Origin of the sequence: Cellulosimicrobium composti (assembly GCF_010287905.1) — a bacterium.
Lineage (GTDB): Bacteria > Actinomycetota > Actinomycetes > Actinomycetales > Cellulomonadaceae > Cellulosimicrobium > Cellulosimicrobium composti.
On sequence record NZ_JAAFAN010000004.1, the window covers coordinates 24,835 to 44,496 of the forward strand.

Annotated in this window: 15 protein-coding genes and 2 pseudogenes; 9 read left to right on the forward strand and 8 right to left on the reverse strand. The window is 73.5% G+C overall.

All coding sequences use genetic code 11. From position 1 onward, the window contains the following. Positions 1–40 precede the first annotated feature (40 nt). The 3 genes from GYH36_RS01730 to GYH36_RS01740 all read left to right on the forward strand — a co-directional run bounded on the left by GYH36_RS01730 (position 41) and on the right by GYH36_RS01740 (position 2,132). Positions 41–490: an SRPBCC family protein gene (locus GYH36_RS01730; protein WP_024840094.1), complete on the forward strand. Its 450-nt coding sequence runs from the start codon at positions 41–43 to the stop codon at positions 488–490. A 134-nt stretch (positions 491–624) separates the two neighbouring features. Then, a complete protein-coding gene (locus tag GYH36_RS01735) occupies positions 625–1,431 on the forward strand; it encodes an alpha/beta fold hydrolase (protein ID WP_162288926.1) in 807 nt (268 codons plus the stop codon). Then, positions 1,428–2,132: an esterase/lipase family protein gene (locus tag GYH36_RS01740; RefSeq protein WP_162288927.1), complete on the forward strand. Its 705-nt coding sequence runs from the start codon at positions 1,428–1,430 to the stop codon at positions 2,130–2,132. Before GYH36_RS01735 ends, GYH36_RS01740 begins: the two co-directional genes overlap by 4 nt. An 8-nt stretch (positions 2,133–2,140) precedes the next feature. Here the strand turns inward: GYH36_RS01740 and GYH36_RS01745 are convergent, their stop codons facing one another. The 6 genes and pseudogenes from GYH36_RS01745 to GYH36_RS01765 form a co-directional block, all read right to left on the reverse strand. Further along, positions 2,141–3,784, reverse strand: a complete 1,644-nt coding sequence (locus tag GYH36_RS01745; RefSeq protein WP_246209119.1) for an AAA family ATPase — start codon at positions 3,782–3,784, stop codon at positions 2,141–2,143. Between the two features lie 93 nt (positions 3,785–3,877). Next, a pseudogene (locus tag GYH36_RS20500) lies at positions 3,878–4,132 on the reverse strand (HelD family protein); the annotation flags it as partial. 255 nt (positions 4,133–4,387) lie between these two features. Then, the gene (locus GYH36_RS01750) at positions 4,388–6,442 is read right to left on the reverse strand and encodes a hypothetical protein (protein ID WP_162288929.1); all 2,055 of its coding nucleotides are present in this window, start codon (positions 6,440–6,442) and stop codon (positions 4,388–4,390) included. A gap of 32 nt (positions 6,443–6,474) precedes the next feature. Further along, complete coding sequence (locus GYH36_RS01755; protein WP_162288930.1) at positions 6,475–7,512, reverse strand: hypothetical protein; 1,038 nt, start codon at positions 7,510–7,512, stop codon at positions 6,475–6,477. Beyond that, the gene (locus GYH36_RS01760) at positions 7,509–8,393 is read right to left on the reverse strand and encodes a TrmH family RNA methyltransferase (RefSeq protein ID WP_376739798.1); all 885 of its coding nucleotides are present in this window, start codon (positions 8,391–8,393) and stop codon (positions 7,509–7,511) included. The genes GYH36_RS01755 and GYH36_RS01760 overlap by 4 nt, the downstream gene beginning before the upstream one ends. Before the next feature lie 18 nt (positions 8,394–8,411). Continuing rightward, complete coding sequence (locus GYH36_RS01765; protein ID WP_162288932.1) at positions 8,412–8,975, reverse strand: hypothetical protein; 564 nt, start codon at positions 8,973–8,975, stop codon at positions 8,412–8,414. Positions 8,976–10,591: 1,616 nt separating this feature from the next. On the opposite strand from GYH36_RS01765, the gene GYH36_RS01770 reads away from it, so the two are divergent. Together GYH36_RS01770 and GYH36_RS01775 are read left to right on the forward strand one after the other, a co-directional pair. After that, positions 10,592–11,500, forward strand: coding sequence for a hypothetical protein (locus GYH36_RS01770; RefSeq protein ID WP_162288933.1), 909 nt, complete (start codon positions 10,592–10,594; stop codon positions 11,498–11,500). A gap of 408 nt (positions 11,501–11,908) precedes the next feature. Further along, positions 11,909–14,698 carry an HAD-IC family P-type ATPase gene (locus tag GYH36_RS01775; RefSeq protein ID WP_162288934.1) on the forward strand — a complete coding sequence of 930 codons (2,790 nt, stop codon included), beginning with the start codon at positions 11,909–11,911 and terminating at the stop codon, positions 14,696–14,698. Here GYH36_RS01775 and GYH36_RS01780 read toward each other — a convergent pair. After that, the gene (locus GYH36_RS01780; protein ID WP_162288935.1) at positions 14,622–15,770 is read right to left on the reverse strand and encodes a glycosyltransferase; all 1,149 of its coding nucleotides are present in this window, start codon (positions 15,768–15,770) and stop codon (positions 14,622–14,624) included. The genes GYH36_RS01775 and GYH36_RS01780 overlap by 77 nt on opposite strands. Next, positions 15,770–16,826: pseudogene (locus tag GYH36_RS01785) on the reverse strand (phosphodiester glycosidase family protein). Before GYH36_RS01785 ends, GYH36_RS01780 begins: the two are co-directional and overlap by 1 nt. A gap of 152 nt (positions 16,827–16,978) precedes the next feature. On the opposite strand from GYH36_RS01785, the gene GYH36_RS01790 reads away from it, so the two are divergent. The 4 genes from GYH36_RS01790 to GYH36_RS01800 all read left to right on the forward strand — a co-directional run bounded on the left by GYH36_RS01790 (position 16,979) and on the right by GYH36_RS01800 (position 19,637). Then, positions 16,979–18,745 (forward strand): FAD-dependent oxidoreductase, encoded by a 1,767-nt coding sequence (locus tag GYH36_RS01790; protein WP_162288936.1) that lies wholly within the window; start codon positions 16,979–16,981, stop codon positions 18,743–18,745. Next, positions 18,742–19,101, forward strand: a complete 360-nt coding sequence (locus GYH36_RS01795; protein WP_024840085.1) for a rhodanese-like domain-containing protein — start codon at positions 18,742–18,744, stop codon at positions 19,099–19,101. The genes GYH36_RS01790 and GYH36_RS01795 overlap by 4 nt, the downstream gene beginning before the upstream one ends. A 90-nt stretch (positions 19,102–19,191) precedes the next feature. Beyond that, on the forward strand, positions 19,192–19,308 hold the full coding sequence (locus tag GYH36_RS20505; RefSeq protein ID WP_488179681.1) for a DUF8730 family Cys-rich protein: 117 nt from the start codon (positions 19,192–19,194) through the stop codon (positions 19,306–19,308). A 56-nt stretch (positions 19,309–19,364) separates the two neighbouring features. Then, positions 19,365–19,637, forward strand: a complete 273-nt coding sequence (locus tag GYH36_RS01800) for a metal-sensitive transcriptional regulator (protein ID WP_021482683.1) — start codon at positions 19,365–19,367, stop codon at positions 19,635–19,637. Positions 19,638–19,662 lie beyond the last annotated feature (25 nt).

Below are 19,662 nucleotides of genomic sequence, written 5' to 3' on the forward strand. Positions count from 1 at the left end.
GGGTGGACGGGTACCGCCCGCAACCACAGGAGGTCGCACCGTGAGCACCGTCACCCAGTCGATCGACGTCGACGTCCCCGTCCGCACCGCCTACGACCAGTGGACGCAGTTCGAGGAGTTCCCCCGCTTCATGGAGGGCGTGGAGGAGATCCGCCAGCTCGACCCGACGCACACGCACTGGAGGACGAAGATCGGGGGCGTCGAGCGCGAGTTCGACGCGGAGATCACCGAGCAGCACCCCGACGAGCGCGTCGCGTGGAACAGCACGTCCGGCCCGGACCACGCGGGCGTCGTGACGTTCCACCGCCTGAACGACGCCCAGACCCGCGTGACCGTCCAGCTCGACTGGTCGCCCGAGGGCGTCGTGGAGAAGGTGGGCGACGCCCTCCAGCTCGACGACCGCCGCGTGAAGGGCGACCTCGCCCGGTTCAAGGAGTTCATCGAGTCCCGCGGCGCCGAGACCGGCGCGTGGCGCGGGGACGTGAGCTGACTCCCCTCGACCAGCCGCGCCGGACGCGACGTCCGGCGCCGTCACGGAGCGGGCCCGGGTCTCCCGGGACCGCTCCGTCGTCCCCGGGCGGCGTCCGCGCGCACGACGGCGCCCGGGCGCGCCATCCTGGTGCGATGACCGCGCGCTCGTCGACCCCGGGGACGACCGGGACCGTGGGCGTGCGCTGCGCGGTCGGCGACCTGGTGGCCGTCGGTCACGTGTCCGGTGCCGCCGCGCCGCGGCTCGCCGTCGTGCTCGTGCACGGGGTCGGCTCGTCGGCGCGCGCGTTCGACCCGGTGCGCCGCGCGCTGCTGCGCCCCGGCCCGACGCCGACCGCCGTGCACGCGGTCGACCTGCCCGGGTTCGGCGCGGCGCCCCGGGCCCCGCGCGACGTGACGATCGCCGAGCACGCGGACGTCGTCGCGGCGTACGTGCGCCGGCACGTCCTGGATGCGCCGGGCCCGGCCCCGGTCGTCGTGCTCGTCGGCCACTCGATGGGCGCCCAGGTCGTGGTCCAGGCGATGGCGGACCACCCGCGCGAGGCGCCCGCGGGCGTGCTCGTCGGCCCGACCGCGGACCGACGGGCGCGCTCCGCGCCGCGCCAGGCCCTGCGGCTCGCGCGCGACGCGGTCGGCGAGCGGCCGCGCGCGCTCGCGACGCTCGCCGTCGACTACGTGCTGCGCTGCTCGCTGCCGCACTACGCGCGCCAGGTCCGGCAGATGCTCCGGCACCGGGTCGAGGACGTCCTGCCGCGCGTGCCGGGCCGCGTCGTCGTGCTGCGGGGCGCGCACGACCCGATCGCACCGCGCGCGTGGGTCCGCGAGCTCGCGGCCGCGGCACCGCGCGGCACGTGGCGCGAGACGCGCGGGCGCCACCACGCGATGGACGCCGACCCGGACGGGATCGTCGCGGCCGTGCTCGACGCCGGGGGCGTGGTGTGAGGGCGCCGCGGACCCGCGGCGCGCTGCGGCTCCGGGAGCGCGCGGCCGACTACGCGTACGTCGCGGCGCGCCAGGTCGTGGGCGTGCTCGCGGCGCGCCGCCCCGTGCCGACCGGCCCGGGCGGCGGCGCTCCCGTCGTCCTGCTGCCCGGCGTCTACGAGACGTGGCGCCTGCTCGGCCCGGTGGCCACGGGGCTCGCGCGGGCCGGCCACCCGGTGCACGCGGTGCCCGGCCTCGGGTACAACCGGCGTCCCGTCGCCGACGCCGCGGACCGCACGGCGGCCTTCCTCGACGCGGCCGACCTCCAGGGCGTCGTGCTCGTCGCCCACAGCAAGGGCGGGCTCGTGGGCAAGCGCGTCATGCTGTCCCCCGCCGGCTCGCGCGTGGTCGGGATGGTGGCGGTCGCGACGCCGTTCCGCGGGTCCCGGTACGCGCGCTACCTGCTCGGTCGCACGCTGCGCGCGTTCTCGCCGCGCGACGCCGCGCTGCTCGCCCTCGCCGCGGAGCGCAGCGTGGACGCGCGCATCACCGCGGTCTTCCCGCGGTTCGACCCCCACATCCCCGAGACGGGCCGCCTCGAGGGCGGACGGAACGTCGAGCTGCCGCTCGCGGGTCACTTCCTGCCGCTCGGGGACCCGACCCTCGTCGACGTCGTCGTGCGGGAGGTCGACCGGATCGCCCGGCCGACCCCCCATGGCTGACGACCGCCTCAGCCCGCGGCGGGCGCCGCGTCCACAACCACGCGCACGAGCTCCTGCGTGCACCGCGTCATCGCGACGTACAGCCCGTTCCAGCCGCGCGGCTCGGCCGCGATCCCGTCGGGGTCCACGACGACCACCGCGTCCCACTCGAGACCCTTCGCCTCCGTCGCGCCGAGGACCGGCACGTCCCCGGCGACGGCGCGCAGGGCCGCGAGCCGCCGGGCCGGGGCGACGACCCCGACGGTGCCGCCCTCGTACCGCGCCGCGAGCCGCGCGACCTCGGCGGCGACCGCCGTGCCGAGACGCCCGGCCAGGTCCGGCGCGGACCCCGGCACGACGACGTCCCGCGGCTCGACCCCCGCGTCCCGTGCCGCGCGCGGCGGCTCGTTCCGGCTGCCCGCCGCGCGCAGCACGGGCCCGACGAGCGCCATGACCTCGCGCGGCGTGCGGTAGCAGATCGTCAGGTCCGCGCGGTGCCAGCGCTCGCCGAGGACCGGCCCGACGGCGTCGGCCCAGTCGGTGTGGCGGTGCGGCGCCTCGGTCTGGTCGACGTCCCCCACGGCCGTCACCGACCGCGTCGGGCAGCGGCGCAGCACCATGTGCCACTGCATGGGCGAGAGCTCCTGCGCCTCGTCGACCACGACGTGCCCGTACACCCAGTCGCGGCGCGAGGCCGCACGGTCCGCGAGGAACTCGCCCTGCTCCGCCGGCGCGTCGGGTGTGCCGAGCGCGTCCGCGAGCGCGTCGAGCAGCGGGACGTCGCTCGGCGCGAGCGCGGCCGGCTCGGCCACGACCCGGCGGGCCTCGGCGGGCGACAGGCCGGGCGCGTGGCGCGCGAGCAGCGCCGCGTCGCGCAGGAGGTCGGCGAGCGCGGTCCGGGCGTCGACGACGGGCCACCACGCGTCGAGCACGGCCGCGACCGCCGGGTCGTGCGCGAGGTCGTCGCGCATCCGGTCGAGGTCGTCGTCGGTGAGCTCGCCGTCGACGTCGCCGCCCCGCGCGCCCGTGGTCGGCGCCCGGTCGTCCGCGGCGGCGAGCCGGGCGTCGACCGTCCCGAGCACGTCCTCGAAACCCTCCTCGACGCGGTCGAGCATCTCCGCGTGCCGCGCGGCGGCCTCGTCGACGAGCGCGTCGAGCACGAGGTCCACGGCCCGGCGCCGCGCGGCGAGCACGCTGCGCCCGCCCGCGCGCGCCGCGCGCAGCACCTGGGCCACCCGGGCCGCGCGGAGCGTCAGGGGCTCGCCGTCGAGCCGGACGGTGAGCGCCCGCGCGTCCGGCACGAGGGAGTCCGCGTACCGGGTGACCGCGTCCTGCCACAGCGCGCGGCCCTTGATCTCGGCGACGTCCCGCGCCTCGCCCCGCTCGGGCGCGACGCCGGGCACGAGCGTGTCGCACGTCGCGGAGACGACCGCGGTCTCCCCGAGCGCGGACAGCACCTGGGCGACGTACTCGAGGAAGCGCGGCGACGGCCCGAGCAGGAGCACGCCCCGTTCCGCGAGGTGCGGGTGCGTGAACAGCAGGTACGCGACGCGGTGCAGGGCGACGACCGTCTTGCCCGTGCCCGGGCCGCCCTGCACGACGAGCGTCCGGTCCGCCGGGGCGCGCACGATCGCGTCCTGCTCCGCCTGGAGCGTCGCGACCGCCGTGCCCATGCGGCCCGTGCGCCGCTCGGACAGGGCCGCGAGCAACGCGCCCTCGCCGACGAGCCCGTCCTCGCCCTGCGCCCGGGCCGCGGCGTCGTCGAGCGGCTCGTCGTCGACGCCGGTCACCCGGTCGCCGGCAATCCGCACGTGCCGGCGCCGCGCGAGCCCCTGCGGCTCGCGCGCGGTGGCGGTGTAGAAGGCGCGCGCGCCCTCGGCGCGCCAGTCGAGCACGAGCGGGTCGGCGTCGTCGTCGGCCGCGGGGATCCCCACGCGTCCGACGTGGCGCGTCTCGCCGCCCACGGTGTCGAGCCGCCCGAAGACGAGCCCGCTCGCCGCGCGATCGAGGTCGGTGCGCCGAGGCGAGCAGCTCGGCGCGGCGCGCGAGGGCGGCGTCGAGGTGGTGCTGCTCCTCGGCGACGGCGTGCGCCGCGGCGCCTGCGGGAGACGGGGAGGGAGTCAGGGACGGGGAGACCTGGACCGGCACGCGACCTCTTCTCGTACGAAGTACCGACACAAGGCCGGCGTTCCGACTCACCCAATTGTTGCCGCTGCCCGTTTAGGGAAACCCGTGCGATACCTATGGGAACGACCGCAGTGTCAGGAAATGCGCGTCTAGCGTGGTCTCCCCGACGTCCACGCCGCAAACTCCTCCAACCATTTGACTAGAGCGTCATCAGTAAAGTCCAACTGCATCACTGAACGGCCTGAGACCGGCAGCTCGAGAACGTATGAGTGACCCTGCTCGACGAGGTGTCGTCGTTCCTGGAGAAACTCGAACGCTTCCCTTGGGGCCCTGCCCTTACGTAGCACTGAGTCCATCGCATCAACGGGGTAGTTCAAGCCACCAGGACCACGCGATTGCCTAGCGAACCAGCTCAGAAGTCGCCGCATCGTCAAACCGGCATGAATAACGCGACCCTCACCTGGCAGATTCGCGAACGAAACGGCGAACTGCTGCCACGGAAAGGGCGCTGGCGAAACGGCAACGGAAAGCACATCCTTCGAAGGAGGAACGATCCGCTGTAGAATCCCTTGCACGCGACCCGTTTCTATGATGACGGGGACTCCCTGCCTAGAACGCACCCGCAACTCCGCCACCTGGACGTCCAATACGGACGACGCGATCCGGACGTCGGGCCCAACGACAAAGTCCTGGAAACCGAGGCCGAAGACAATCGTCGAACTTGGCAGATCCAGAGTTGCATTGGACAACCCGCGACCGATCTCCAGGCGCGCCTCCGCCTCCGCGCGAAGCAAGCCACCTATCCTGGAACCAGAATCAAACAACTCTATTTCAAATCCGGTGAAGTCGCTAGCTTCCCTAATCTCTAGAAAAGCCAATGGTGCGATTTCCGACCCGCTAGCGTGAGACTCTAGGAGGGCAGACAGGCAGATTGAGGGAATATGTCGCGCGTCTGCACCCGCCGTTACAGCGGCGAACCGGCTAAACATCACTGATGGCGTAACCTCCGGTGCCGCCCAATAGTTCATCGCCGAACCAAGCGACTCATCCTCAATTTGGAGCGCAAACGCCAGAGCGAAATCGCGGAACGCCACGTTAGAATACCCAGACAGTGGATTGCGATACTCGTCAGCAGCACCAGGGCGCAGGAAGGGGTGCTCCCTGAACTGATCAAGAAGCTGGCCTTCGAGACTATCCAGCCACTCGGCCTTCGCATCCACTGGGAATTCGAATGGTACGTTCCCCGGCGAATCGCTCAGCAAGAACTGCACCTGAAGCGTTGAACTGTATACAACCTTTCCAAACTCGGCCTTCGCAGGATCGTCGGCGCCGAATGAACGCGAAAATTTGAGCGACTCGCGATCACAGATTTGCTCAATCACGTCATACAAGAAGCGCCAAACACGTTCTACCCTGTCCTGGCCCTCAAAAGAACGCAAGGCACGGAGCGGGTTATCTTCGCTGGCGTAGAACAACGCCAACGCGTCCAACACGGGAGCATAGCCCGTAAAGGACCTCGACTCATCCTCATCGTGACCCAAAGCAGCACGAACTTGCTCGAAGAAGCTGCCGAGAAACTCGTCAAGTTCCGGAAGTGGCTTCTTGCCATACGCGAGCGCTTTTTGCTTGACGAACTCCTTCGCGTGGTCTTCATCGAAGAAATCTACGCGCCATCTGCTAACTGCCGCGCCGAGATCGACGAGGGTCGCCCTAGTCTCCTGAATCGTGTCTTCACGGCCGAGGATCACGACCGCGGGGCGATCCCGCTCATGCTTCCCGATCACTCGCACTAGGTTGCTAAGGGCATCCCTATAGCCGCTGGCGCCGCTACGGACAAGCGCCTCGTCCGCCGCATCGAGAACGAGGCAAATCTCGCCCATGCTCAGCGCGTGAGATACTGAGGCGTAATTCTCAGCGCCAAAGACTTCAGTAATCTGACCTACGAAGAAACTTGAGCCGAGGGTAAACTGCCCCAAGTCCCATCTCGGGTTACGAGTTTTCCTGTTAAGCTCCTTTGAGAGCATGGTCTTTCCGACCGCAGCGGCCGCGGAGACCAGAAGGATCGCAGGCTTCTCTGACCCGCCCTCATCGACCACGCGATGCAGTAGTGGAGGCACGAATACGCTGGAGGCCTGAACTACTGGTTCGGGTAAGAGCCCAACGCTCTGTTGGAGCTCCGCATTCGGAAGGGGCAGCAGGGCCACGAACTCCTCAAAGGCAACGGCGCCATTTAGCATCATTGGCTCCTCTCAGGTCGGTCGAGTAGCGCCACGAGCCCGTATCCCGCAGCGGCCAGTACAAATAGCATGACCAAGGCCGCCACCGCTGGATGCAGACCTAGCAGTTTGTAGGAGTTCAGCCAGGCGGGCAGGATGTTCATGCCTAGGAAGCCCACGAAGAGGGCGGGAAACGCCAGCGCCGCGACAAGACGTGCTAGCCTCCGGTCGCGCTTGGCCTCTTGTGACGCGTCGCTTGCGATCTGCTTATTCTGCGCTTCTATTGCTCGCTGCAGCGCAAGCAAACTTTCACCCTGGTTCGCAAGTTGGCGCTGCAGGCGGACGACATTGTCATTGGCGATACCTTGGGCTACGGTTTCGATATCTGCGAGAGCGCTCGCCATCGAAGATTCTGAATCCGCGTCGAGTTCATACGAGTGAGCCAATACCACTATGTGCGACAAGTACTCGCGTGTGCTTTGAACCGAGGCCGAAAGACCGACGAGTTCTCCAGAATTCGAACTCCCTCGCCTAAGCTCTGCGTACAAAAGGCGACGTTGCTCCGATATAGCGCGTCGGGTTAGTTGTGAGATTTCGTCACCGATGGCGCGTGACCAACGGTTCTGCGAATCTTGTTGGTCGTGCGCTCGTATGGTCTTAATTGCCAAGTTGCGCAGCGACTCGTGATCATAGCGAGGCAGGGTTTCTGGCCACGCGAGGTCGATTGGATGCGTGGTCACGCGCACAATCAAGAGCCGCGGAGCCTCGGCTATTTGCACAATCGCCGCGTCGTGCGGATCCTCAACGATCAGACCGAGCGCAATGTGGGTGCCCACCGTGGGAGCCGCCCTGGGTAGCCCGGAGATGTTCTGGATGTTCTCAGTCGTCGCCTCGAGCGTGTATGGAGGTGTTGGATGCACCGTTGAAGCTGTGCTCGTCTGAACCACGAGTAGGGCGTTGCGCTGCGCTACATCAGAGGGCCGCTCAAACTCTCTCAGGTTCTCCAGTCGACGGACCATACTTGAAGAGACGGCGAAGGCGACCTCGTCATGGCTCATGGCTGCCCATTAAAGCACTTGCGCGTCGCCCAGAACGCGACGGCCGACGCCGCGGCGACGTTGAGCGAGTCCACTCCCCCGGCCATCGGGATCGTCACGACCTCGTCCGCGGCCTCGATCGCGCCGCGCGACAGCCCGTCGCCCTCCGTGCCGAGGACGAGCGCGAGCCGCCGCGGCGGGTCCGCGACGACGTCGTCGAGGCTCACCGCGTCGTCGGCGAGCGCGAGCGCCGCGACCGTGAAGCCCTCCTCGCGCAGCACGTCGAGACCGCCGGGCCACGTCTCGAACCGCGTCCACGGCACCTGGAACACGGTGCCCATGCTCACCCGCACCGAGCGCCGGTACAGCGGGTCGGCGCAGCGCGGCGAGACGAGCACCGCGTCGACGCCCAGCGCCGCGGCCGAGCGGAAGATCGCCCCGACGTTCGTGTGGTCGACGATGTCCTCCAGCACGGCGACGCGGCGCGCGCCCGTGCCGCCGCGGGCCGCGGCGAGCAGGTCGTGCACGGGCGCGAGCGGCGGGCGGTGCATCGCCGCGAGCGCCCCGCGGTGCAGGTGGAACCCGGTGATCGCCTGGAGCACGTCGGGTGCGCCGACGTACACGGGGACGGGCTCGCCCGTGCCGCCGGGCGCGTCGTCGACGGGGAGCGCGGCGATCTCGTCGGCGAGGTCGTCGAGCCAGCGCTCGGCCATGAGGAATGACCGGGGCCGGTGCCCCGCGGCGAGCGCGCGGCGGATGACGGTCGAGCTCTCCGCGATGTAGAGCCCCTTGGCCGGCTCGTGCTTGGCGCGCAGCGCGACGTCGGTCAGACGGGTGTAGTCCGCGAGGCGCTCGTCGGCGGGGTCGGTGACGTGGACGACGCGCAGGCTCTCGGGGATCACGGCGCCCATTGTCCCCGATCAGCCGACGGGGACGGCCCCCTGCGGCGGAGAGGGGGGTGGCGCGGAGGTCGGGGCGGGCGCGACGTGGGGAACCGGGACGCCCAGCCGGTCGAGGACGGTGTCGAGCGCCTCGTGGTAGGCCCACGCGCGGACGTACGCGCTGTGGGTCGCGACGGTGAACAGGTAGGCGCCGCGGTCGACCTCGTCGGCGCCGCGGTCGACGGGGTTCGCGGTGTACGACACGACGGGGAACCCGAGGTAGTCGGTCCGGCGCCAGAGGTTGACCCAGGACGGCTCCGTGCCGGGGGCGCGCAGGAGGCGGACGAGCGTGGGCGATGCCGGGTCGACGGCCGCGCTGCCCGGGCCGCGCACCGCGTCGACCCACGCGGCGTCGGCCGCCCGGCGCCACCGCGTCGCGGTCCGCGGGGCGATGCCGCGCTCGACCTGGTAGGTGGCCTCGGCGGAGCAGGCCGCCTCGTGGCCGGGCGGGGGCGGTCGTGGGCTCGCCGATCGCGCTCTCGAACCCGGCGAGGACCCGGCGCTCGTCGTCCAGCGCCTCGCGCGCGGCGGCGGTCTCGTCACGCCGCACCGCGAGGTGCGCGTCGTCGCCGGTCACGGCCTCCTCGGCCGCCACGGCGACCCGCCACGCGGCGCGCGCGTCGCGGACCCGTGCCCGCTGCGCCTCGTGCGCGGCGACCTCGCGCTCGGCGGCGCTCCCCCGGCGCTCCGCGGGCGCCACGTCGAGCAGCGCGGCCCGCAGGAGCGAGCGCGCGTTCGTCGTCTGCCGCACCCACGGGTCCCCGCGCCACCGGGGGGCGTCGCACGGCGGCGTGCCGAGCACGTGCGGCCCGAGCAGCGAGGGGAAGAACCGCCCGAAGTACGCGCGCAGCTGGACGCCGTAGGTGACGAGACCGAGGTGCCCGTCGCCGTCGGCCCGGGGCGCGGGCTCGCGCGTGCCGTCGGGCAGGACAGGGTTGCCGGAGCGCCCGAGCACGACGGCCGTCGCGATGACGGCACCGAGCGAGTGCGCCGAGAGCACGACGCGGCGGTCCTTCGCGGCCGCGGCGCGCTCGGGAGCCGGGAGGTCGGCGGCGCAGAGCCACGACTCGACGCGCGCCGCGACCTCGGGGACGGTCCGCTCGGCGTAGCAGGGCGGGCCGAAGGGGTGCGCGCTGCGCGGGAGGAAGCACATGAGGTCCCACAGCAGGCCCCAGGGCCGGGCGAAGCCGTCGGACCCGGCCGCGACGAAGCTCGCGACGACCGCCGCTGCGAGCGCCCCGACGAGCGGGACGGACAGGTCGGTGAGCCACGTCCCGCTCAGCACCCACACGCCGGCGACCGACTCCCCCGGGCGCCCCAGCAGCACCGTCACGACGAGCGTCGCCCAGGACGCGAGCGCGAGCACGCCCACGGCGATCTCGGCGCGGTGCGTCACGGCCGCGAGCTGGCGGGTCCGCACGGCGCGGCGCGCGGCTAGCGGCATGTCCGCGACGGCCTGCTCGGTCCCGGCGGTCCGCGAGCGCTCCTCCTCCGCGAGCACCGCCGCGGCCCACGCGGTGGCGCCCTGGGTGTCCGACGTCGTGCCGACCGCGCGCGGCAGCCACTGCGTCGAGGACCGCACGAGGTCGTGCAGCGCGGGGGCCGCGAGGACGGCGAGCCCGACGAGGGCCGTCAGGCCGAGCACGACGGCACCGACGCCGAACTCCGTGTACGCCGAGGGGACGGGCAGGTCCTCGTACCCGGGGACGGTCCGGACGATGTCCACGAGGAGGGCGCCCTCGGCGTCGGGCCGCGTGTCGCGACCGCCGGTGAGGTACACCTGGACGCCGAGCACGAGCAGGCTCGTCAGCACGGCCGCGGCCGCGGTCGCCACGAGCAGCAGGACGCCCGGCCCCGTGCCGTGCCACCCGACCCAGCGGTCCGCGCCCTGCGAGCGCACCGGTCGGCCTGCCCGCGCGAGCGCGCCGACCAGGGGCGCCGCGAGCACCGCGACGGACACGAGGACCAGGGTCCGGGTCGTCGCCTCCCCGTAGCTGGCGACGGCGCCGTCGGGCGTCGCGCGGCGCGCGACGGCCACGACGCCGAGGCACCCCGTGACGACCACGGGCACGGCCGACCACAGGACGACGCGCAGCCGTGCGCGGCGCGGGCCCACGGGGGTGCGCGGGCGCCACAGGAGGCCCGCCGCGGCGATCCCGGTGAGGAGCGCGCCGAGGACGGTCGGCGCCACGTCGACGCCCACGTACGCCCCGGGGTCCGTGCCGTCGCGCCGCGTGCCGGCCCACGCCGCGATCCCCCAGACGACGGCGGCGAGGGCGAGCGTCGCGACGGCGAGCGCACCCTTCCAGCGCGGCGGCGTCACCTGGATGCCGTCGTCGTCGTTGCGCGTCGCGACGACGACGCCGGCGAGCCCGAGCACGACGAGCCCGGCCGCGACGACAGCCGTCCCGACGGCGCTGCGGTCGCTCGTCCAGGCGAGGAGGACGGCGACGAGCGCGACCGCGCCCGCGAGGTGGGCGAGGAGCGCCGACGGCCCGGCGACCCGCCGGCTCCAGAACCCCGCGCGGTACAGCAGCGGCCCGGTGGCGGACCCTCCGCTGCGCTGGCCCGCGCGGGCGACGGACACGCGCTCGTCGAACCGGACCTGCCCGGCGCGTGCGAGGAGGACGAGACCGACGACGACGGCGACCGGGACGAGCGAGAGCACGACGGCGCGGGCCCCCGGGGCCGTGCGCGCGAGCCCGTCGAGCGCGGACGGCACGCGTGCGCAGACCTGGACGGTCTCCGTCCCCTCGGCGCCGGGGCGCATGCACCGCGCGCCGACCATGACGACGGCCACCGTCGTGACGGCCGCGGTGAGCAGGAGGGTGAGCGCGAGACCGAAGACCCGCACCGCGGCGGCCGTGGGCTCCGGGCGGGCGTGCGGCACGCTCTCCCCCGTCGTTCGGACGGGTGCCGCGTGCACGGCGCCGTCCTCGGCGCCGGGGACGCGGCGCGACCAGTACGCGACGTTCGCGAGCCCGAACGGGACGTTGAGCGCCCACAGCGCGCGCGTCAGCCCGCGCAGGACGGCGCCGACGACGCCCGCGAGCGGGAGAGCGCCGTAGCGCGCCATCGCGCCCCACGAGTACGCCTCGCGCCGCACGTCGGCGCGGACCGCGTGGAGGTCGCCGGGCGCGACCGGCGCCCCGGGCGTGCCCGGGACTCGGTCCCGCGCGTCGGCGTCCGCCGTCGCCACCCAGAAGCTGCCCAGCCCGTCGCCGTCGCACTGCTCGACCTCGCCGGGCGGGAGGTCGAGCATGCCGTACGGCGGCGTGTTCGCCACGCCGTGGATCCGCAGCTCGAGAACGGTCCGGCCCGCCGCGCCCGCGTGAGTCATCGCTCCACCTCCGACGTCGGCGTCGCACGGCACGCCGCGCGGCGCTGCTACCGATAGGGAGGCGTGCGGCGGCGGTCACGGACGCGACGGACGTTCGGCCCTCGCGCGATCGGGGGAACGGGAGTCGAATGGTGCCATGGAACCCGCGCCGACCTCCGACCCGGCCGTCGTCGACGCCGCGGTCGGGGCTCCCTGGTCCGTTCCGCCCGACGACGTCCTGGCCGCGCTCGGCTCGGAAGCGGGCGGGCTCTCGGGCGCCGACGCCGCGACGCGGCTCGCGGAGGTGGGACCCAACCGGCTGCCGCCGCCGCAGCGCGACCCCCTGTGGAAGCGGGTCCTCGTCCACTTCGACGACGTCCTCATCTACATCCTGCTCGTCTCGGCGGTGCTCAAGGCGATCCTCGGCGACTGGGTCGACTTCACCGTCATCCTCGCGGTCGCCGTGATCAACGCGGCGATCGGGTTCGTCCAGGAGGGGCGCGCGGAGAGCGCGCTGGAGGGCATCCGGAACATGCTCTCGGTCCACGCGGAGGTGCGGCGCGACGGCGCGTGGGCGCGCGTGGACGCGGACGACGTCGTGCCGGGCGACGTGGTGCGGGTGCGGTCGGGCGACCGCGTCCCCGCGGACGTGCGGCTGCTCCAGGCGACGAACCTGCGCGTCGAGGAGTCGGCGCTCACGGGCGAGTCCGTCGCGGCCGCGAAGTCGGTCGACGCGGTGGGGGCCGACGCGGGCGTGGGCGACCGGTCGAGCATGCTCTTCTCGAGCACGCTCGTCGCCGCGGGGCAGGGCGTCGGCGTCGTCACCGCGACGGGGACCGCGACCGAGATCGGGCGCATCCAGACGATGATCTCCGAGGTCCGCAGCCTCGCGACGCCGCTCACGCGTCAGCTCGACCGGTTCGGCAAGCTGCTCGCGGTGCTCATCCTCGCGATGGCCGTCGTCATGGTCGTCATCGGGCGCGTCGTCCACGACTTCTCCGTGCCGGACCTCGTGTCGGCGTCGATCGGGTTCGCGGTCGCGGCCGTCCCGGAGGGCCTGCCCGCGCTCGTCACCATCACGCTCGCACTCGGCGTGCAGCAGATGGCGCGCCGTCGCGCGATCACGCGCAAGCTGCCCGCGGTCGAGACGCTCGGGTCGGTCACGACGATCTGCTCGGACAAGACCGGCACGCTCACCAAGAACGAGATGACGGCGCGCACGGTCCGCACGGCCGCGCGCGCGTTCGCCGTCGCCGGCGCGGGGTACGCGCCCGTCGGCGACGTCACGCTCGCCGACGGCGGGCGGCACGCCGACCTCCCCGACCACCGCGACCTCGCGGCCCTCGCCACGGTCATGATGCTGTGCAACGACGCGCGCATCGTCCCCGACGCGTCGGACGCCGACGGCTGGCGGCTCGTCGGCGAGCCGACCGAGGGCGCGCTGCGCACGCTCGGCATGAAGGCCAGCGTCGACCCCACGGGGTGGCGCCGCGTCGCCGTCGTGCCGTTCGAGTCGGAGAACAAGTTCATGGCGACGCTCGACGCGGACCCCGACGGCGGCCTGCACGTGCACGTCAAGGGCGCGCCCGACCGCGTGCTCGACCGCTGCACGACCCAGCTCGGCCCGGACGGCGGCAGCGAGCCGCTCGACCGCGGGTCCTGGGACGCGCAGATCGACGCGCTCGGCGGGCAGGGCCTGCGCGTGCTCGCCGCCGCGCGACGCCCGGCCGCGGACGGCACGACGAGCCTCGACGTCGCCGACGTCGCGGACGGCCTGGAGCTGTGCGGGCTCGTGGGCATCGTGGACCCGCCACGGCCCGAGGCGGTCGAGGCCATCGCCGAGTGCCGCGACGCGGGCATCCGCGTGAAGATGATCACCGGCGACCACGCGGGCACCGCGCTCGCGATCGGCCGCGAGATGGGCATCGTCGACGCCCCCGACGGCTCGTCCGCGCCGGCCGTGCTCACCGGACCCGAGCTCGAGGAGATGAGCACCGAGCGGCTGCGCCAGGTCGTGCGCGACGTCGACGTGTACGCGCGCACGAGCCCCGAGCACAAGATCCGGATCGTCTCCGCGCTGCAGTCGCACGGCGAGGTCGTCGCGATGACGGGCGACGGCGTCAACGACGCCCCCGCGCTCACCCAGGCGGACGTCGGCGTCGCGATGGGCATCAAGGGCACCGAGGCGACCAAGGAGGCCGCCGAGGTCGTGCTCGCGGACGACAACTTCGCGACCATCGAGCGGGCCGTGAAGGAGGGGCGGCGGATCTACGACAACATCCGCAAGTCCGTCCTCTTCCTGCTCCCGACCAACGGCGCGCAGTCGCTCGTCATCCTCGTCGCGGTCCTGTTCGGCCTCACCCTGCCGCTCCAGCCGGTCCAGGTCCTGTGGATCAACATGATCACGGCGGTCACGCTGTCGCTCGCGCTCGCGTACGAGAAGGCGGAGCCCGACGTCATGCGCCGGGCCCCGCGCGACCCGAAGGCGTCGATCCTCGACGGCGCGTACGTGCGGCGCATCCTGCTCGTCTCGCTCCTCATCGGCGGCGCGACGATCCTGCTGTTCTACGTCGAGCGCGCCCAGGGCGTCCCGCTCGCCGAGGCGCAGACCACGGCGGTGACGATGCTCGCGCTCGGCCAGCTCGCGTACCTCTTCAACTGCCGGTTCCTCGACCGGCCGAGCCTCACGCTCGACGTGCTGCGCGGCAACCGGGTGGTCTGGGTCTCGGCGGCGACGCTGCTCGCGCTGCAGGCCGTCTTCGTCTACGCACCGTTCATGCACTCGTGGTTCGACTCGGCGCCCATCGCGCTCGCGGAGTGGGGCAAGACGCTCGGGCTCGCGCTCGTCGTCTTCCTGCTCGTCGAGGTGATCAAGTGGGTCGGCCGGCGCTGGACGGCGCGCGACCACGTGCCCGCCCTCGTCGAGCGGCACGACGGTCAGCACTGAGAGGCGCGAACACCACGCGCCGCTGCGCCTCGTAGCTCGTCGCGACGAGCACGACGTCGGTGCCGACCTTGGCCGCCAGGAGCGGCAGGCCGATCCCGGTCAGCAGCGCGAGCAGCCCGTAGCCCGCCGCGAGCAGCACGGCCGCGAGCGCCACGTACCGGGCCGCCGCGACGCGCAGCGGGAGATCGCGCCCGCCCGGGAAGACCAGGCGGCGGTTCACGGCGAAGTTCACGCCCGCGCTGAGCAGACGCGCGCCCACCACGGCCGCGAGGAGCGACCCGGTGAGCGCGTGCAGCGCGAGCAGCGCGACGACGTCGACCGCGGCCGAACCGAGCGACGACGCCGCGAACCGCAGCAGCGGCGCCCACACGCGCAACGAGTCGGCGACGGGCCGGAAGTGCGAGGACGCGTTGTCGTCGAGGTACACCGTCGCGACGTCCACCTCGACGATCCGGCGGCCCGCGCGGGTCGCCTCGAGGAGCGCGCGCAGCTCGTACTCGTACCGGTCCCCGCGCACGGCGAGGAGATCGCCGAGCAGGCCCGGCCCGTAGGCGCGCAGCCCGGTCTGGGTGTCCCGGACACGCGTGCCGGTCGTCGCCGCGAACGCCCAGCGGGTCGCGGCGTTGCCCACGCGGCTGCGCACCGGCACGTCGCCCGCGAAGCGCCGCGCGCCGAGCACGACGGCCTCGGGCTCGGCCTGCGAGCGCGCGGCGACCCGCAGCACGTCGACCACGGTGTGCTGCCCGTCCGCGTCGGCGCACACCACGCCGTGGCCGGGCAGCCGGTCGTGCACCCACCGGATCCCGGTCCGCAGCGCGTGGCCCTTCCCACGGTTCACCGGAACGGTGAGCACCACGGCGCCCAGCGCCCGCACCGCGCGGAACACTCCCCCGCACCGCCGGTCGCTGCCGTCGTCGACCACCACGACCGGGGACTCGGGGACGGCCGCCCGCAGCGCGTCGACGAGCGCGACGAGCCGCGCGTCGGGCTGGTACGCGGGCACCACGACGGCGGTCCGCGCGACGCTCGTCGCCGGGTCCGCGGGCTGCTCGCGCGTGGTCGCGCCGGTCATCAGGCACCGTCCGCGACGTAGAGGACGTCGGACGTGCCACGCTCACGGCCCTGTGACGGGCTGTTGACGACCTCGCCGTCGAACCAGAGGGTCGAGGACCCGCCGCCGTCGATGTTGTAGGCGGTCGTCGCGCCGAGGTCCTGCAGGATCTCGGCGAGCTCGGTCGTCGTCGCGCCGCGCGAGTAGCCCTCCTGACGGCCGTCCACGACGACGAGGAGGAGGTGGTTCTCGTCGACGACCCCGATCGCCGTGCGCGGCTGCTCGCCCTGGATCGAGTGGTTCCCGACGTTCGTGTCGACCTCGACGTCGTCGATCCCGGCCACGATCTCGCCGTCCTCGACGAGCGCGGGCCCGAACGACAGCGTGCTCCACACCCCGGCGTCGACGAGGCTCTGCGCGTCCGTCCTCGTCTCGTCGTAGACCTCGACGTGGCCGTCGCGGTAGAGCGCGAGGCCCTCGCGCGCACCCTCGTCCCGGTACACGACGCCGTTGCGGATGCCGATGCCGGTGTCACGGAACCCGTAGTAGTCGCCGTTGACCGCGAGGACGGCGCCGTTGTCGGCGGCGATGTCCGACGTCGTCTCCGTGATGTTCGTGCCGAACGCGTCCTACGCGAACGCGGAGCGCAGGTCCGTCATGTCGGAGAGCACGACGTCCGCCACGTAGTACGTCAGGGTGTCGCCCCCCCGACCCGGTGGTCACCCGGGAGACCGTGATGCTCGTGGCGTCGGACGTGTACGTGTCGCCGTCGACCGTCCCGGTGCCCGCGGAGGTGGCCGCCGAGGTGCCGGTCGAGGCGCCCGCGCCGTCGTCCGCGGTCGCCCCCTGGCCCGATGCCCCGCCCGCGTCGAGGCCCTGCGAGGCTTCGTACGCCGACACGTCGTCGCTCTCGACGTGCTCGACGACGAACCGGTCCAGCGCCCACGCCGTGGCGCCACCCAGCGGGAGCAGCACCGCGAGGGCGGTGACGAGCGCGGCACGCCACCGTCGTCGGCGTCGGGACGCGGGCGGCGCGGACGAGGCTGACGAGGCGAGGTGCGAGGTGGGGGTGCTCATGGGCCGTGTCTACGGAGCAGGCGTGTGCTGTGGGGATGCCACGGCTGTCCGTCGGCTGTGAGCGGCGCGCGCCACTGCCCGGCGCGTCCGGTGACCGACCTCTCAGCCCGTCCATTTGCCGTGAGGGATACCCCCCGGGGTATCGTCGGAGCATGATCCCCTCGACCCCCGGCTCGACGACCCACCCGTCCGACCCCGACGGCGCCCGCCGCATCGTCGTCGTCGGCGGCGTCGCGGGCGGCATGAGCGCCGCCGCGCGCGCCCGCCGCCTCGACGAGCGCGCGTCGATCATCGTGCTCGAGCAGTCCGACCACGTCTCGTTCGCGGGCTGCGGCCTGCCGTACCAGGTGGCGGGCGAGATCGCGGAGCGCGACGCCCTGCTGCTGCACACGCCCGCCTCGCTCCGCGCGAGCCTCGACCTCGACGTGCGGACGCGTCACCGCGTCACCGCGATCGACCGCGCGGCGCGCACGGTCACCGTCGCCGCCGAGGACGGCGCGTACGAGCTCGGCTACGACGCGCTCCTCCTCGCGCCCGGCGCGACCACCGTCCTCCCGCCCGTCGCGGGCCTCGACCACCCGGCCGTGCACACGCTGCGGACCATGTCGGACCTCGACGCCCTGTCGGCCCGGCTCGCGCAGCTCGAGGCGGAGGTCGCCGCGGGTCGCACGGCCCCGCTGCGGGCCGTCGTCGTCGGCGCAGGCTTCATCGGGCTCGAGGCCGTGGAGGCGCTCGTCGGCCGTGGACTCACGGTCGACGTCGTCGAGCGCGCCGACCAGGTGCTGCCGCCGCTGGAGCCCGACCTCGCGCCGCTGCTCGCGGACGAGCTCCGCGACCACGGCGTCGGGCTCCACCTCGGGACCTCCGCGAGCGCCGTCGTGCCGCAGCCCGAGGGCGCGGACCACGCCGTCGCGCTCGAGCTCACGGACGGCACCGCCCTCGACGCCGACGTGGTGCTCGTGAGCGTCGGGGTGCGGCCCGCGAGCGACCTCGCGGCGGCGGCCGGGCTCGCGCTCGGCGAGCGGGGCGCGATCCGCGTCGACGCCGACCAGCGCACGTCCGACCCGCACGTGTGGGCCGTCGGCGACGCCGTCGAGGTCGTGCACGCGGTCACCGGCGCGACGGGCCCCGTCCCGCTCGCCGGCCCGGCCAACCGCCAGGGCCGGCGCGCCGCGGACTCGATGCTGGGCCACCGGAGGACACCGCAGGCGCCCGTGCTCGGGACGGCGATCGTGCGCGTGTTCGGCCTCACCGCCGCCGTGACCGGGCCGAGCCACGCGACCCTGGCGGCGGCCGACGTCGTGCACGAGCAGGTGCGCGTCCACGCGGCCCACCACGCCGGCTGGTTCCCCGGCGCCGAGCCGGTCCACGTGACGGCGAGCTTCGGGCCCGACGGCCGCCTGCTCGGCGCGCAGGCCGTGGGCCGTGCGGGGGTGGACAAGCGCATCGACGTGCTCGCGACCGCGCTGCGCGCCGGGCTCACGGCCGACGACCTCGCGGAGCTCGAGCTCGCGTACGCCCCGCCCTACGGTGCCCCCAAGGACGTCGTCAACATGCTGGGGTTCGTCGCGCAGAACGTGCTCGACGGCACCATGCCGCAGTGGCACGCGGCCGACCTCGACGAGGTCGTCGCGACGTCGCTCGTGCTCGACGTCCGGTCGCGCGCCGAGCACGCCGGCGGCTACCTCGACGGCGCCCTCAACGTGCCGCACACCGAGCTGCGCGAGCGGCTCGACGAGGTGCGCGCCGCCGCGGCGGGGCGCCCCGTCGCCGTGCACTGCGCGAGCGGCGTGCGGTCCTACCTCGCCACCCGTGTCCTGCTCACCGCCGGCCTCGACGCGCGCAATCTCTCCGGCGGCTGGCTCACCCTGACCACCACGCCGCGCGCCGCGCGCACCCTCGAAGGAGTTCCCGCATGATCGACCGTCTCCGCCGTCTGTTCTCCCGCGCGTCCGACGACGGCGGCGTGCGCCCGACCGTCGACGCCGCCACCGCCGTGCAGCTCGTCCGCGACGGCGCGACGCTCCTCGACGTGCGCGAGCGCGACGAGTGGCGCGCCGGGCACGCGCCCCAGGCCGTGCACGTGCCGCTCGCCGACGTCCCGTCGACCGCGCCGCGGCGCCTGCAGGACGGCGCGACCGTCGTCGTCGTGTGCGCGTCGGGGATGCGCTCGCGCACCGCGGCGCGCCAGCTCCGCTCGCTCGGCTACGCCGCGACGAGCCTGTCCGGCGGGCTCGGCGCGTGGCAGGCCGCGGGCGGAGCCGTGCGACGCTGATCCTGCGCCACCACGCACGGGCCGCCCCCGGCCCCGCCGAACCCCGACCCTCGCACCCCCGATCGACCCCCACACCCGAGGAGACCCACCATGTGCAGTCCCGCCCTGTGCCGCACCTGCGGCAAGACCACCTGGACCGGCTGCGGCATGCACGCCGACGAGGTCATGGCCGAGGTGCCGCCCGAGCAGCGCTGCACCTGCGCCTGACCAGGCGCGCCGCGACGAGCACCGACAAGAACACCGACGAACGCAGGAGGACGACCGTGGAGCTCGACCCCACCGACATGAGCAAGGTCGCCAACCGGCTCAAGCGCGCCCAGGGCCAGCTCGCGGCCGTCGTGCGCATGCTCGACGAAGGGCGGGACTGCGAGGACGTCGTCACGCAGCTCTCCGCCGTCTCGCGCGCCCTGGACCGGGCCGGGTTCGCGATCATCGCGTCCGGCATGCGCCAGTGCCTCACCGAGCCGACCGAGGACGGCGAGGACCCGACGCTCGACGTGGCCAAGCTCGAGAAGCTCTTCCTCTCGCTCGCCTGAAGCGCGACGGCCGGAACGCACGCGG

Excerpts from the sequence above, each read along its gene's own strand:
- GYH36_RS01735 (WP_162288926.1), top strand. The coding sequence starts at position 625 with ATGACCGCGCGCTCGTCGACCCCGGGGACGACCGGGACCGTGGGCGTG.
- GYH36_RS01745 (WP_246209119.1), bottom strand. The coding sequence starts at position 3,784 with ATGGGCACGGCGGTCGCGACGCTCCAGGCGGAGCAGGACGCGATCGTG.
- GYH36_RS01755 (WP_162288930.1), bottom strand. The coding sequence starts at position 7,512 with ATGAGCCATGACGAGGTCGCCTTCGCCGTCTCTTCAAGTATGGTCCGT.
- GYH36_RS01775 (WP_162288934.1), top strand. The coding sequence starts at position 11,909 with ATGGAACCCGCGCCGACCTCCGACCCGGCCGTCGTCGACGCCGCGGTC.
- GYH36_RS01780 (WP_162288935.1), bottom strand. The coding sequence starts at position 15,770 with ATGACCGGCGCGACCACGCGCGAGCAGCCCGCGGACCCGGCGACGAGC.
- GYH36_RS01790 (WP_162288936.1), top strand. The coding sequence starts at position 16,979 with ATGATCCCCTCGACCCCCGGCTCGACGACCCACCCGTCCGACCCCGAC.
- GYH36_RS01795 (WP_024840085.1), top strand. The coding sequence starts at position 18,742 with ATGATCGACCGTCTCCGCCGTCTGTTCTCCCGCGCGTCCGACGACGGC.
- GYH36_RS20505 (WP_488179681.1), top strand. The coding sequence starts at position 19,192 with ATGTGCAGTCCCGCCCTGTGCCGCACCTGCGGCAAGACCACCTGGACC.